A 15226-nucleotide genomic window follows, 5' to 3' on the forward strand; every position below is an offset into this window, starting at 1 on the left:
TTCCGGCCATCTGTTGGCGGCCGAGAGTGTATCGAGACCCCGGGAAGCGGCCTGGAACCGTCGAAATTCGACCGTGCTAAGTTCGACCAAGCCGTGCCGGCTGACTGGAGATTAGTGATTGTCGACATTTGTCGCTGGCAACTTGAATAGCAAAAGGCTGCGGAGGAGCGATGTCCATCCGCAGCCGTTGTTGTCCGCCAGCTGGCGTCGGTTGTGGTGTATCAGATCGATGGCGATCGGTCTGACCGGTCCAAATTGTCAGGTCGGTTGAGTCGCCTTACTCCTTCGGCAACAAAACCTTGTCGATGACGTGGATGACACCGTTGGAGCATTCGATGTCAGCTTTGACCACTTTGGACTTGTTGATCATCACGGTGTCGCCTTTGGTGGTAATGCTAACGGTCGAACCTTCGGCGGTCTTGGCTTCGTCCAGTTTGACCACTTGGCTGGCGGTCACTTTGCCAGGCACAACGTGGTACTTCAGGATGCTGACCAACTTCGCTTTGTTCTCTGGCTTGAGCAGCGTTTCGACCGTTCCGTCAGGGAGTGCCGCGAAAGCTTCGTCCGTCGGTGCAAAGACAGTGAACGGGCCGTCACTGGAAAGCAATTCAGCGAGTCCGCCAGCTTTGACTGCGGCGACCAGCGTGTTGAACTTCTTTGCTTCAACTGCGGTTTCGACAATCGTCTTTTCGCTGCTTTCAGCATAGGCCTGAACGGCGACGGTGCTGGCCAAAACAAACGCCAATGCCATGGTCATGATCTTACGCATGAGTCTCTCCGCGATCTTCAATGAAACGGCGGTCGCAACATGCTTTGCGAGTCAACGTGCTCGCATTCGTTAAGGAAGGTTTGAAGCGGTTGGTTGCGACCGTCACTTCGGTTGGGTGTGCGATCGAATTGTGATGACGCGGCAAGTGAAAAATGGCCTTCAGAAACCAACTTTTTTTCATGCTTGACGGGCGCGTATAAAACCCGTTTGGACTCGTGAATCGCCGAAGAAAACGGCGTGAAGAAAGTTTTGGTTTTGGCTGTTAACGCACGGTGATGCCTGACGGTTAACAGCTTTTAAAGCATCGACGAAAGGCGATGTCTAAAGCGTCTGTAAATCGCGTCTCATCTGATCGGCAACCGAGTCGATAATCGCGTTTAAATCCTTGCTGGGCGCAAATCCAATGGTTTCTCGAATGCGGGTCAAGTCAGGTACGCGGCGACGAATGTCTTCGAATGATTCGTCGTAGGCATCGGAGTAAGATTGATACTCGATTTTGGCTTCGGGATTAACGCGTTCGATCACACGTTTTGCGAGTTCAAGGATTGATACCGGGGTGTCGCTGCCAATGTTATAGACTCGGCCGTGTGCCGACGGTTGTTCGACCAAGCCAACAACGGCGCCAATCACGTCTTCGACGTGAGCAAAGCAGCGGATTTGTTTTCCATCGTCGTGAACGATCAACTTTTCTCCGCGAAGGGCGGCGGCAACGAAGCGTGGCAGCACCATCCCGTAGGCACCGGTTTGACGAGGTCCAACGACGTTGAAGAAACGTCCGACGACAACTGGCAGTTGCTGCTCTTTGTGAAACGCCAATGCGAGGAATTCGTCGATCGCTTTACTGACACCGTAACTCCAACGTGGTTTCGTCGTGGCACCGAATACAAGGTCGTCCTCTTCGCACCAAGTTTCCTTGGGGTTCTTGCCATACACTTCGCTGGTGCTGGCGATGAAGCATGGCACCAGGTTGCCGCGGCGGGCCCGTTCACCGAGTCGATCCAAGATCAACTGTGTGGGGTAAACGTTGCGTTCGATCGTCTGAATCGGCTGCTTGGCGATTAAGGCGACGCCCACGGCGGCGGCCAAGTGGTAAACACAATCTGCTCGCCCGACGACCTCTGCCACCAACCGATCATCCTCTACTCCACCCTGGATGAACTCCAGTCGGGGGTGGTCTAGGATCGGCTGAATGTTGGCTTGGTTGCCGGTGGACAGGTCATCGACGATCAGAACGTTGTCACCACGATCGAGTAGACGCGCGGCGAGATGTGATCCGATAAATCCGGCGCCGCCGGTGATGAGTTGCGTTTTGCCAGTGGGACGGGGTTCGTTCACGTGATGGTGTCGCTGCAAAGGAGTCGGAGAGGCGTCGAGGGAGTTTGTACGATTGGTAGGCAATATTTGGTTCGCGAGATGACGGCGAATCCGCCGTTTGCGTCGCCCGGTCGGTCACCAAAGGCGAGCTGGTGCCGCAATCGTCACCCCATTTGACGTATCGAATCTGGTCCGCACTCGCGTTGCGAAATCGCCGCCTGATCGGGTTGGGCAAACTGGGCGGCGAACTATCGACGTGATCTTGTCGCCGTTAAACTGGTTGCAGCTGTTATAGCGGTCGTGCGTCTGAACGCGTCGCGGGGGTGGCTGTACACTCCGCGGAAAGGTCGTTTCGCTCTGCGACGGTATCATCCGACGATGAAAGCCAGCCCAGCGAAACCCAGGCAAGGATGAAACCAAGAACCTGGTGTCTCCAATTGGAGCACGCCATGATCGATAGGAATCTTGATCGATAGGAATATGGAATGCTCAACAATCGAACTCCCCTGCCCTTCCCCGTGGCTCGTTGTCCGATTTCTGTCACTCGGATCGCCCGTGTCGCTGCGGTCGGTCTAATCGTCCTGGCAGTCCATCTGACGGTTGGATTCGGCGGAGGCGAAATTCAGGCGGCTGAGTCGAGCGAGGAGTCGATAGCGCTCTATGCCGATGCGGCGAACGCACAAACCGGCGGCGCATACGAGCTGGCGATCGACAATTGGAAACAGTTTCTAAACAAGTACCCGGACGACCAACTGGCCAGCAAAGCGGCGCATTACCTGGGTGTCTGTTACATGCAGAAGCAAAGCCCCAACTACGTCGCGGCAGCAGACGCGTTTGCGCTCGCCTTGAAAGACAAAGAATACGAACTTCGCGAAGAGAGCTTGGCAAATCTCGGTTGGTGCTACTACGCGTCCGCCGGTGACGGACCGCAACGTGACGAGGACAAGCTTCGTAAGACGATCGAAACGTTTGACTTGCTTCGCAAAGAACGTCCGCGTGGCGACTACATCGACCGGGCGTTGTTTTATACCGGTGAAGCTGCATACGGACTGGGCGACTTGAAAAAGGCCGTTGATGCGTACAACCGATTTTTAAAACTGCCTAAGGCGGCAGACTCGCCACTTCGATGCGACACGTTGTACGCACGTGGTATCGCCTACGAAGAACTTGGTGACACCTCCAAAGCGATCGATTCATTCGACGAATTGTTGAACGGTTGTGCCAACAGCGGATTGGTAGCCGACGTGCTGCTTCGTATCGGTGACTTGCGGATCCAAAGCAAGGAATTTGACCTGGCGATCGATGCGTTTGAAAAAGCGATCACGCAGTTTGGACGTGAATCGGCTCAAGGCGACAATGATGAAGACAAAGCCTATGCGGTGTTTCGTCAAGCGTTCGCTCTTGTGCAAGCTGGCAAGCCGGCCGAGGCGGCTTTGCGGTACGACCGATTGCAAACCGAATTCCCAAGCACACCCTACGCTGCCAACGCGATGTTGGCGCCGGGCAAAGCCTGTATCGCGCAGGCGACTACGAACAAGCGAGTTCGCGTTTCGGAAAAGTTTTAGCTTCCGGAAATCCAGTTGCGGCTACCGAAGCGGCGCATTGGTTGGCACGAATCAAATTGACCGGCAACGATGCTGCATCGGCAATCGCGATCGCCCGCAAACAGCTTGACCAAGGTGCCGAAGGTCCGTTCTTATTCGACTTGCAAGTCGACTTGGCGGACGCACTGGCACTGAATCCGGAGACGTTGGCAGAATCCATCGACGTTGCCGAGAAAGCCTATCGCAGCGATCCCAGTGACCCATTGGCACCGCGGGCTCTCTACAACGCGGCATTCTCGGCACTCCAGTCGAACCAGTATGAAAAAGCGGGACAACTAGCGAACGAATTTATACAGCGGTTCGCCAGCGATCAGCTGGCCGCCGACGTTCGTTTTATCTCGGCGGAAAGCGAATTGATGCGGGGCAACGTCGACGGCGCGATCGCCAAGTATCAAGCGTTGCTGGACCAAGCGTCGGCAGATGCGTCACAGCGACCGGTATGGATTTTGCGCACCGCGATGGCGCTCAATCGGATGCAGGATTACAAATCATGTATCGAACTGCTTAACCGTGAATACGAAACCATCAAGGACGACGCCCAAAAAGCCGAAGCACAGTTTTTGCTCGGCCAAGCACACATGCTGTCTGAGCAGCCAGCCGATGCGGCGGCATCGTTCGAACGTTGTGCGACCTTGGTCCCAGGGACGTCACGGGCGACCGAAGCGATGTTGTTACGTGGTTCGGCATTACTCGCTGCCGGCGAAGCAGACGCGGCGAGTCAAGTTTGGCAGTCGGTGATCGAGGCAGATGGGGCGTCGCGGATGGCCGACCAGGCTCGATACAAGTTGGCACAAGCGGCCGCCGACGCGATGCGGCATGAAGACGCGATCCGGTTGTATCAAGCGATCATCGATGGGAAGCATGATCCCGGTTTGATCCCGTTCGCACTGTATGGACTGGGGTGGTCCAGCATGCAAGTCGGCCAACATCAACAATCAATCGCACCGCTGACAAGACTGATTGATGAATTTCCAGAACATGCGTTGGCCGATGATGCATTGTTGGCCCGTGGAATCAGCCACCGAACGCTGTCGGATTGGGCGTCCGCGAAAAGCGATTTGCAGGCTTACCTTAAACGCGAGCCAGCTCCCGAGGGCGAGAACTTGGGGCATGCGTTATACGAATTGGCGATCGTCGAACAGAAGTCTGGCGAGTTCGCTTCGGCGGCGGAGCGTCTGAAGCGTTTGATTCGCGAAGTCCCAGAGTACCCCAGCATGGACGACGTGCTGTATGAGTTGGCTTGGTCGTCGCGCCAAGCGGAGCTGCCAGCCGACGCAGTCAGCAGTTTTCGTCAACTGTATGAGCGGTTCCCTGAATCCAAGTATGCCGCCGAAGCCGCGTACTTTGTCGCCCAGGATGCCTATCAAAAAGGCGATTGGGCGGCCGCCGCGACTTCGTTTCGTGCTGCCGCTGATAAAACCAATGATGCTTCGACGAGCGAAAAGGCGCTCTATCGACTCGGTTGGTCTTACTACAAAGAGTCTGCCTTTGAGGATGCCAAGAATGCATTCGCCGAACAGGCGAAAAAGCATCCGCAAGGCACCATGGCGATTGACGCACTGATGATGGTCGGCGAATGTTCTTTCAAAACACAGGCCTACGAAGAAGCACTGACCGCTTATTCCTCGGGACGGGATCTGATTCGGTCGAGCGACGACACCGCCCAGTCAATCACCGACGCCGCCGAACGACAGGTTCGCGAGTTGATCTTGCTGCACGGTGGCCAGTCGGCCGCCCAGTTGGGGCGTTGGGACGATGCGATCGCTTGGTATGACGATTTGAAAACGCGGTTCCCCGCGACGGCGTATCTGCCTCAGTCGTACTATGAAACCGGCGTCGCTTATCAACAAAAAGGAGAAAACGCGAAGGCGCTTGACTATTTTAAACAGGTGGCCGAACGCTATCGACGTCGCGAAGTCGGCGCACGTGCTCGATTCATGTCAGGCGAAATTTATTTCGGCGACAAGCAATTTGACAAAGCGATTCCCGAATTCCAGGCGGTCATGTTCGGGTTCGGGGGGGAGGACGCGCCGGCCGAAATCAAGAATTGGCAGGCCAAAAGCGGCTTTGAGGCCGGACGCTGCAGCGAACTGTTGATGCAAAATGCCAAGACCGATGAAGCACGCGATCGGGCAAAGTCGTTTGCAATCCAGTTTTACAAATACGTGATCGACAAACATGCAGATCACGAGTTGATTGCCAAGGCAAAGGATCGTCTTGCGGCACTGGGCGGTGGTTGATGGAGGATCCGGCGACATAAAGTCGTCGAGATTTTTCACGAGGGGAAACGTGAGCTTTGCATTCATGATTGGGTGCGAAGTTAGCTTCGCAGAACACCATTGACGATCAGCGAAGCGCGACGATAAACCAAGTCAAGGGTTGCCTGTTTCAGCGGCCCGTTTTCCGACCGAACCAGAAATAATGAAGTTCGCACCTACCGCCTCGAAACGCCCGATGTCGCGATCGCGATTTTCAAACATGCGACCAGTCTTGCTGCTGTTGTTGACGGCATCCGTGGCTTGGGCGATTAGCGAGTTGCCGGCCACACAATCCGTGTTTGCCCAGCAACCGGAACTCGCACCGACAAGTGACGCTGCCGACACCGAACCGATGGCGCCGATCGGTGCGGACGACATCCAAGCGGTGATGGCCGACGAGGCTGTCGATGAACCGGTCACCAAGGCGGAGCCGTCAGGGATCGACATGCTGACGCTGCTGCTTAGCGGCGGTCGTTTTATGATCCCGATCGGCTTGATGAGTTTGCTTGTTGTTGCACTAGCCGCCGAACGGATGCTGAGCTTGCGCCGAGGAAAGGTGATCCCAAAACGGTTGGTTCGCGAACTAGAGATGCTGGCGGATCCCATCGACTCGTTTGATCCCGCCAAAGCTTACTTGGCCTGTTTGAATCATCCGTCGCCGACCGCCAGTGTGGTTGGGGCGATGTTGATGCGAACAGGGCAACCGCTGGCTGACATTGAACGCGCCGCGGGAGAAACGATCTCGCGGGAGGCCGACCGATATGCGGCACCAGTGCGATGGTTGTCGTTGGCCGCCGCCGCGACGCCGTTGATGGGGTTGCTTGGGACGGTTTGGGGAATGATTGTCGCATTTCACGAGTCGACCTCATTGTCGGCCGAACGGTCGCGAAGCGAACAGCTTTCCGAAGGCATCTACACCGCATTGGTGACGACACTTGCCGGTCTGATCGTTGCGATTCCGGCGGCGATCCTGGCACAGTATTTGGAAAATCGGATAGCCAGTTTGTTTCATCGGATCGAGCAATTCGCGTTCGAGTTGGCACCCGGATTAAAGCGATTTAGCGGACGCAACGAATTAGCAGCCGACGGAACTTTGGTGGCGATGGAGGCATCGGAACCACCGCCCCACGTGTCGCCGCATAGTGATGCAGCACGCGGTGAAAAGGTGTCGGGTACCAGCCAATCGTTCAAAGCAGGTTGATCGATGGCTGTCGAAATCAAACGTTCCAGTGTTGCGGGCACTTTAAGTCTGACACCGTTGATCGACGTGGTGTTCTTGCTGTTGATTTTCTTTTTGGTGACCAGCGAGTTTGAAGAAGAAGAACGCCGGTTGGACATCGTGTTGCCGACCGCAACGAGCGCGGTTCCGATGGTTGGCAAACCACGTGAAATCGTGATCGATATCGACGAGGCGGGAGAGATTTACCTGCGTGGGCAGAAAACCTCGATGGACGAGTTGGAAACGAGTTTGAAAGCCAGTGTGGCTTCGAATCCAACCAACCAAACCGCTGTGATCCGCGCCGACCGCAGCACGTCATTTCAGCCTGTTGTGAGTGTGATGGACGTGTGCAACCGGACCGGTATCAGTGATTACTCGGTGACGACGCAAGAAGGGCCCGAGGCGTCGGAGACCAGTGCGTCGGAAACGCTGAACTAGCCACGCCAAGCGGCACGCTCGCGGGCCCCCTTTGTCCGATTGAATCAACCTGTGACCGAATGAAACAGCATCATCACCGTCCTCGAGTCGACAGCACGCCGGAGGATTCAGGCCGAATGTGGCCGTTGGATCTTTCCGCGGTCGCTCTTGGTGGGTTGCTGCTGTTTCTGATCGTCACGCAGTTTCGCGGCGACGATCCACGTTTGCTTTACAATCGCAACACGTACCTCGTTGCGGTGCCGTGTATCTCCATTGTGCTGGCGGTCGTATTGCGACTGTTGAACAATCGCTACATCCAAAAGTCGATTCAGTTGGGGTTCCTCTTCAGCGTTTGTGTGCACCTGACCCTGCTGATCTTCGCGATCAACTTGGTGGTGATCTCGGCTTACCAACCGATGGCGTCGAAGGGAAAGAAACGCGAGCGATCGCCGATCCGTAAAACGGTTCCCGAACATATCTTTCAAGTCCCACGTGAGACAAAAGAAACGCCGGATTGGTCCAAGCCGGTCGAGGCGGAAACCAAGTCACGCGTGATTCCGAAAGAGCAGCGTCAATTGCCGCCGGTCCATCGCTCCCAAGCAAGGCTTGAGGTTCCCAAGCCTCGGCAGCCCGAAAAGCAGCCGATGCAGAAGTATTTGATGGAGCGTCAACAGCCGAGTGATGCGGTGCCAACGCCAGCGGATGCGCCTGGAAAGTTGGCCCGCAAGACTAGCCCGAGTGAAACGACACGACCGACCAGTGAATCGATCGATGTGCCGTCTCCTGCCAGTCCGACGCAATCACCGGTTCAAGCCAAGCCCGCAGAACGCCAACTCGCGGAACGTTCCGCGTCGACCAAAAGCCAAAGTGACTCAGGCAGTTTGAAGATGGCTCGTGCGACTCCGTCAGCAAGTGCGGATCGCCAGCCGACGCCGACTCCGCCGGCCGCTACGGCGCTTGAAATGGCACCCGCAATGCCAACGATTGGCGACGCAGGGCTTTCTCGTGTCCGCCGTTCGCGCTCGATCGACCGGCCGGCCGCGATTGCCGGTTCGGCACCTGCACCGGTCACGGTGGCCGTTGCGCGTGAAAGTCCGGAAGGAGCGTTCATGCTGTCGCCGACGGAGTTTCCGACCAGTCGACTTGGCGAAACGACCGGAGCGCAACTGAGCCAAGGGATGCAGCCTAGTTTTATGGCGCAGCAAACGTTGCCCGAACCGTCCGGCGGAGCACAGATCGCGCGCAGTGCGATCATGGCATCAGCTGGGGCACCGAACATCACAACCGGATCAGCGGATCAGGCGTCTGGCCGTTCGAAACGCATGAATGTCGTCAACGGCATGGAGCCAGTCGGTTCGATCAGTCCCAATGATTTTTTGCCATCGATTGAGGAAGGTTCTGGCGGCGCGACGGGCATGCTGGAGTTGGAAGATCGCTTGGCCGGTTCCGATCCCGGGATCGAATCGGCGTTGACCGGAGGTGATCTCGCAACGCCGCTTGAACCCGCCGCAGCACCGAGCGCACCAGGCGGACCCGCGATGGCGCTGGACCTATTGGCCGAGATGGGGCCAGTGGGAATTGCCGATCAACCGTCTGATCGGGCCGGATTGATGCCGGGCGAGTTACAGCCAGAAATCTCAACACTCGAATTGCCACGTAAGGCTCGGCCACGTCGCCAAGTCGGTGGACCGGCGACGCCCGCGGGAACCAAAATCGCAGCCGTGGAATCGTTTTCGCGAAGGGTGATGCGAACCAGTGGCGGTGCGGCATCAAGTGCACCGGGGATGGGAGGGCCGGCTACGGAAGAGGCGATCGAACGTGGCTTGGCGTATTTGGCAAGTATCCAAAACGAAGATGGCAGTTGGTCACTTCAAGAGCATGGCGAGCAAGTCTTGTTGCGCAGTGACACGGCCGCGACAGGCCTGTGTTTGCTGGCGTTTCAAGGCGCCGGCTACACGCACCTGCAACACCAATACGCGTCGACAGTCAGTCGCGGTTTGAAGTTCTTGCTGGACAATCAACGTTCCAGCGGAAACCTCTATCGCAGCGAGAATCCTGTCAGCGACCGCAACGTGATGTTTTACAGTCACGGGATCGCGGCGTTGGCGTTGTGCGAAGCTTATGGGATGACGCAAGATCGCGAACTGCGTCAAGGCGCGCAGGACTCGCTGAACTACATCGTCGAAACACAGCACCGCGAGCGTGGCGGTTGGCGATATTCCCCACAGGTCAGCAGCGACACCAGTGTGACAGGATGGATGATGATGGCGCTCAAAAGCGGCGAGTTGTCAGGGCTCGTCGTGCCACAAGCGACGTATGATGGAATCGATCACTGGTTGTCATTGGCAAAGGACGGATCAGGGGCACTCGATCGCTATCGCTATAACCCTTACGCACCGGATACCGTTGAGCAGCGGCATGGACGTTCGCCAACGCCCACGATGACTGCGGTGGGAATGCTGATGCGGATGTACAACGGCTGGAGTCGCGAGTTGCCAGCAATGCAGTCCGCGGCGGATTACTTGTTGGAACATCCGCCGGAACTTGGCGACCGGCGGCGTCCGAAACGCGATGGCTATTATTGGTACTACGCGACGCAGTTTATGTTTCATATGGGCGGCGATTATTGGGATCGTTGGAATCGATTCCTCAACCCGCTGCTGTTGGAAACACAGATCAAGTCGGGACCCGAGGCTGGTTCTTGGGACCCGGAGTTACCGGTTCGTGATCGTTGGAGCGTGCACGCGGGGCGTGTCTATGTCACCACGATGAACCTATTGAATTTAGAAGTTTATTACCGGCACTTGCCAATCTATGAAGATACCGCATCGGATCGATAACGCGTTTGCGAAGTCGTGAAACTTGCCGGTGGTAAATTTTGCGGTTTAGGTGGAGCGAGACTGATAAGACGGTCGATCTGCCTAACGAGACTATGCCGTCACCAAACCTCGGCGGCACGAACCTCCCTATACTCCAGGCAAGGATGCTGGCGTGAGTTTGACTGAAACGCAGGATGCCTCGACACAGTCACCGACTTCGGTGGCCGGTCAACCGGAAGAGTTTCTTTCTCAGTGGATGGGCCCGATCGCCATTGCGTCCGGCGCTGTCTTGTCCGGTGCGTTTTACGCCGTGGTGCTCTCTGCACCCTGGCCTCCCCTTCGCCGGTATTTCTTGGGCCACCCTGTCGCTGTTGCCGCGACGGTGCTGTTTTGCGTTGGGGTGATGATCCTGGCGTTCAAATGGTGGGACGTTCGTCGTCAATGGCGATTGTTTCGCACCATCAGCGATGGTGCGATCGCACCACGCGACGAAAACGACTCGCCAGCGGATCAGTTTCGCGGCCAGCACGACGCGGGTTACGTGGCGACAAAGTGGGATGCCTACTTGGGCAAGCTGCCACGCGAGCGATCACAAAGTCAGTTGGTCGTGCGTCTTCGCGAGGTTTTGGCACGTCAGTCGGGGCGAGGAACAACGAAACATCTGTCCGACGATTTACGTGAATTGTCGGCGCGTGATGCGGACCAATCGCACGAGTCATTTGCATTGGTTCGTATTATCGTTTGGGCGATCCCAATGTTGGGGTTCTTGGGAACCGTGATCGGGATCACGCAGACACTGGGCGGGTTGGATTTTTCCAACGGGACCGCCGCGGTCGATAACTTGAAGAGCGGCTTGTACGTCGCGTTTGACACGACGGCACTGGGTTTGGTGCTGTCGATCGCCGCGATCTTTTTGCAGTTCCCTGTCGAAAAGAACGAACAGCAATTGTTGGCTGCGATCGATGAGCGTGTCGGCGTTTTGACCGGACGGCATCTTCCGGGTGACGAGCCCGCTGACGACCAGTTCCATTTGCTCGCCAACCTTTGCGAAGGCGTCCGTGCTGCCGTTGCTGAATCCTTGGCAAACCAAACGAAACTTTGGCGGGACACGATCGACGAAGCTCAAGGCGTGTGGGCACAAAGCCAGCAGCAGACCACCGAAGCCGTCTTGGATGCCATCGGACATTCCTTTACGCCGGCACTTCGCGACTATGCCTCGGAGATGGCTGCGGCGTCGCGGCACAACCGCAAGTTGATGGAAGAACAGTTCGACCGTTGGCAAGGGCATCTTGGCAATTGGCAAGAAGCGATTCTTGCGGGTGCGGAAGCGATGACGCATCATCAAGCGTTGATGTTGGATCAAGTCGATGAGGCCGCTTTGGTTCGCGAACAGGCTCAATCGGTTTTACAGTTGCAGCAGACTTTGGCCGCAAACGTCACGTTGCTGGAGCAGTCCAACGATCGCATCGACGAGAGCTTGGGCATGGCGGCTGGAAACGAGATGGCGGATGCGATGATTATCTTGGCGCGTGCCGTCGACACGCTGTCCGAAGAGATGGCGGAACTGAAAGCCGCATTGCCGGCGGTAGCCAGCGAGGCCGGCGCAACTTTGGACCAAGCGGAGATCGAGGCAAGCGACTTGTCTGACGATTCTGACTCCGACCAATCGAGGCGAGCTGCATGAGTGGGCGTCGGCGTCAGTCGCTTTCGCCAAACCTGTTCCCGTTCCTTGCCGTGCTCGTTTGCACCTTGGGAACATTGATCTTGTTGTTGGCGTTGGTGGCGCAAAATACTGCGACCGCCGCTCGGGAAATTGCCGAGACGGCCGCCAAAGAAACTCGCCCGAGCGATGACGTTTTGACCGTCGGGCAAGTCAACGATTTGGTTGAAGAAGAATCGTTTCGGTTGGAACAGTTGGTTTCCTTTCGCGACGGCCAAACCCAAGACCTCGAGCGACGTCGCAACCAGTTGGCCCATGTGGAAGATCACATGCGGCGGATCCGTGTTCGCTTAGACGAAATCATGACGGCCATCAAAAAGGCCGACGAAGATCAAACCGACAGTACAGCTGCGGAAGAGATCGCGAGCTTACAAAAAGAGATCGATGACAAGGCATCGACGGTCGACCAATTGCGTAGTGAAGTTCAGACCGAGAAGCCTCGATTCGTCATCGTTCCTCACCAAGGACTGAATGGGACCGGTCGCCGACCAATCTATTTGGAATGCCATGCCGGTGGGGTGACGATTTGGCCGGAGAACGTCGAGCTTTCGATGTGGCAATTAGAGCAAGCGTCGACGGAAGCAAATCCGCTCGACGAGGCCCTCCGCGCCGCACGCTATCACGCGATGAATCACTACGGCGACCAAGATCCGCCGTATCCGATGTTGTTGGTTCGGCCCGGTGGCGTCGAAGCCTACTATGCGGCGCGAGCAGCGATGACCGAGTGGGAAGATCAATTCGGTTACGAGCTCGTTCCCGACGGAATCGAGCTCGCTTATCCGAAGCCCGATGCGGCGATGAAAGAAAAAATGCTGTACGCGATTAAGAACGCGACCGAACGCGAGCAACGCTATTCGATCGCACGTTCTGCTGGTGAGGCACGGGCTCGTTTTCCAGGAAACGGAACGCTGCCAGAAAATCTGAATCGTCCCAGTGGGCGTTCCAATGGCGATGGGAATTCGCCAAGCGGTACGGCGTCGAATCACCGATCCGCTCCTCGCAAACCGTTGCCATCGCTATCGGTTGCCGAGATGGATCGTAGTGGACGTCGTAGCGGATTTCGTGATCACCGCTCGTTGCCGATGTCCGGATACGGGGCCGGATCTGGTTACAACTCGGGATCGTACAACAGTAGCTCTGTCACGGCGGATGACGCCAAGCGACGACTGGAGCGGATGATGGACGATGGGGCCGATGAGTATGCCAGCGAAAATGATCTCGCCCAATCTCAGCTTGAATCACCTTCCGAGCAACCGCAGGAACGGTCGGGGCAACAGTCTGGGTTCGGGATGTCTGACCCGTTCTCGGCGCAGGCACAGCAGGCGGCATCGGATGATCTCGCGTTGGATAGCCGATCGCAGGGGCAACCGAGTTTGCAGCAAGAACTGTTCACCCCGGGAGCGATGTATCTGCCCGATGCGACGGAGCAAACGCAGCAGTCTGGTGAAGCGGGATATTCAGACACCGCAAGTCGTCAAATGAATGGCAAGGAAGCGACCGCCACCGAAGGCAGCACGACGATGGCATTTGGGCAAACACGTAGCAGCGACCTGTCGGCGAACCAGTCGTCACAACAATCGCAAGCGGCGAAGATCAGTGGCAAGTCGCCGGAAGCAAACAGTCAGTCGCAAGCACAAGCGGCACAATCGCAATCGGGTCAGCAGCAGCTCGTTGAACGCAGCGGTTCTGATTGGGGGTTGCCCGATTCGGTGGCCTTCGGCAAAGGCAACGAGATCATCCGCCATGTTCGATTGTTGGTTTATCCGGATCGCTTTGTTCTGCCCGCAGCACGCGGAGCTTCGCGAGTGGAGACGTTTGCGATGGCACCAGAGGGATCGTATCAGGCGACATTGAAAATGGCGACAGCCGTACGAGATCGGATCGGTCAGTGGGGCGCTACGGCACCCGGTTCGCGTTGGTCGCCTCGATTGAAAGTCGTGGTGATGCCAGGAGCCGAGCAGCAGTTTGAGCAAATGCGCCGTCTGATGATTGGAAGCGGAGTGCCGGTTGAGGTCGAGCCGACCAGTCAAGCGAGTGCTGACACCGACGGAGGTCTGCGATGAGCCGACGACGTGGAGGCGGAGTTTCAGTCGGTCACGATGCCTTTTTGGACATCGTTGCCAACCTGGTCGGGATCTTGATCATTCTCGTCGTGGTGCTCGGTGCGCAGTCGCATTCGGTCATCCAGGAAGCGATTCAAGAGAGCGAAACGCCGACCAATCCGGAGCTGCGCGAAGCGACCGATAGTGACATGGATCAATTGGCCGTGATGGCTGCCGAAGCCGCGTCAGCGCAAACGGAATCCAGACGACTCGAAAAGACGATCAAGTCACTGGAGGCTCGCGTCGAGCGTGAGTCCGAGCGACGCACTGTCTTGTTGGCGCTTTTGACGCAGGCGGAAGAAGCGATGCAGGCCAAGCAGGAGACAATGGACGCCGAGAAGATGGAGATCGCGAAAGCGGAAGCGAAGGCCCAATCGTTGAAGCGACAGCTTGAAGAGCTTGACGCGACCGAAGACGAATTGCGTTCCCGCCAACCGAAAGTCGTCGAGATCGAAAACTTGCCGACACCGATGGCGAAGACGGTATTCGGCAAAGAGGTTTACTTTCGGTTGAAAGGCAATCGCTTGTCCGTGATCCCATTCGAGGAACTAGCCGAAGAAATCGGACGTGACTTCCGCCGCACCTCAGGTTCGTCATCCCGAGAAGGCGTGTCGGATTCGGCGGTCGGGCCGGTACGTGGCTACGTCGCTCGGTATGTGATGAATCGCAGCAACGAGTTGGTCAGCGATGGCGGCAAGATCGCACGGATGACGCGTGCCCGCGTGATGGTCGCTTCGTTCGAACCGCTGCGTGAGCCACACGGCGAACCGATCGATCAGGTGCTATCCAACGACGATTGGTTGGACATCGAGTTGACTGGTTATTCGCCCGAGTCGTCGACCATAACGGTGGCCGTTTATCCGGACAGCTATGGTGCGTTTCGCAAGCTTCGCGAGAAGTTCTACGCCAAGGGGTTTGCGATCGCGGCGCGGCCGATCAAAGACGGTGCGCCGATTTATGTGAACTTTGCCGGTGGCGGCAGTCGATCGTCAGCCCAGTAACGG

The 15226-nt window shown here is 56.9% G+C and carries 10 protein-coding genes; 8 read left to right on the forward strand and 2 right to left on the reverse strand.

Going from position 1 to position 15226, the window contains the following annotated elements:
- Window positions 1-277: 277 nt before the first annotated feature.
- Together CGZ80_RS23735 and CGZ80_RS23745 are read right to left on the reverse strand one after the other, a co-directional pair.
- The gene (locus CGZ80_RS23735) at window positions 278-769 is read right to left on the reverse strand and encodes a fasciclin domain-containing protein (protein ID WP_094418167.1); all 492 of its coding nucleotides are present in this window, start codon (window positions 767-769) and stop codon (window positions 278-280) included.
- Between the two features lie 321 nt (window positions 770-1090).
- Window positions 1091-2104 (reverse strand): NAD-dependent epimerase/dehydratase family protein, encoded by a 1014-nt coding sequence (locus CGZ80_RS23745; protein ID WP_094418169.1) that lies wholly within the window; start codon window positions 2102-2104, stop codon window positions 1091-1093.
- Between the two features lie 464 nt (window positions 2105-2568).
- Here CGZ80_RS23745 and CGZ80_RS23750 point away from each other — a divergent pair, with 464 nt between their 5' ends.
- The 8 genes from CGZ80_RS23750 to CGZ80_RS23785 all read left to right on the forward strand — a co-directional run bounded on the left by CGZ80_RS23750 (window position 2569) and on the right by CGZ80_RS23785 (window position 15223).
- Window positions 2569-3648: a tetratricopeptide repeat protein gene (locus CGZ80_RS23750; RefSeq protein WP_094418170.1), complete on the forward strand. Its 1080-nt coding sequence runs from the start codon at window positions 2569-2571 to the stop codon at window positions 3646-3648.
- Window positions 3594-5927, forward strand: coding sequence for a tetratricopeptide repeat protein (locus tag CGZ80_RS23755; protein WP_409994565.1), 2334 nt, complete (start codon window positions 3594-3596; stop codon window positions 5925-5927). The genes CGZ80_RS23750 and CGZ80_RS23755 overlap by 55 nt, the downstream gene beginning before the upstream one ends.
- 181 nt (window positions 5928-6108) lie before the next feature.
- Window positions 6109-7146: a MotA/TolQ/ExbB proton channel family protein gene (locus CGZ80_RS23760; protein WP_233148627.1), complete on the forward strand. Its 1038-nt coding sequence runs from the start codon at window positions 6109-6111 to the stop codon at window positions 7144-7146.
- 3 nt (window positions 7147-7149) lie between these two features.
- A complete protein-coding gene (locus CGZ80_RS23765) occupies window positions 7150-7602 on the forward strand; it encodes an ExbD/TolR family protein (protein ID WP_094418172.1) in 453 nt (150 codons plus the stop codon).
- A 59-nt stretch (window positions 7603-7661) separates the two neighbouring features.
- On the forward strand, window positions 7662-10421 hold the full coding sequence (locus tag CGZ80_RS23770; protein WP_233148628.1) for a prenyltransferase/squalene oxidase repeat-containing protein: 2760 nt from the start codon (window positions 7662-7664) through the stop codon (window positions 10419-10421).
- 151 nt (window positions 10422-10572) lie between these two features.
- Window positions 10573-12084: a MotA/TolQ/ExbB proton channel family protein gene (locus tag CGZ80_RS23775; RefSeq protein ID WP_233148629.1), complete on the forward strand. Its 1512-nt coding sequence runs from the start codon at window positions 10573-10575 to the stop codon at window positions 12082-12084.
- On the forward strand, window positions 12081-14183 hold the full coding sequence (locus tag CGZ80_RS23780; protein ID WP_094418173.1) for a hypothetical protein: 2103 nt from the start codon (window positions 12081-12083) through the stop codon (window positions 14181-14183). The genes CGZ80_RS23775 and CGZ80_RS23780 overlap by 4 nt, the downstream gene beginning before the upstream one ends.
- Window positions 14180-15223, forward strand: a complete 1044-nt coding sequence (locus tag CGZ80_RS23785; protein WP_094418174.1) for a hypothetical protein — start codon at window positions 14180-14182, stop codon at window positions 15221-15223. Before CGZ80_RS23780 ends, CGZ80_RS23785 begins: the two co-directional genes overlap by 4 nt.
- The last annotated feature ends 3 nt before the right edge of the window (window positions 15224-15226 follow it).

It is taken from the genome of Rhodopirellula sp. MGV, assembly GCF_002251265.1.
In the GTDB taxonomy this organism is placed as follows: domain Bacteria; phylum Planctomycetota; class Planctomycetia; order Pirellulales; family Pirellulaceae; genus Stieleria; species Stieleria baltica_A.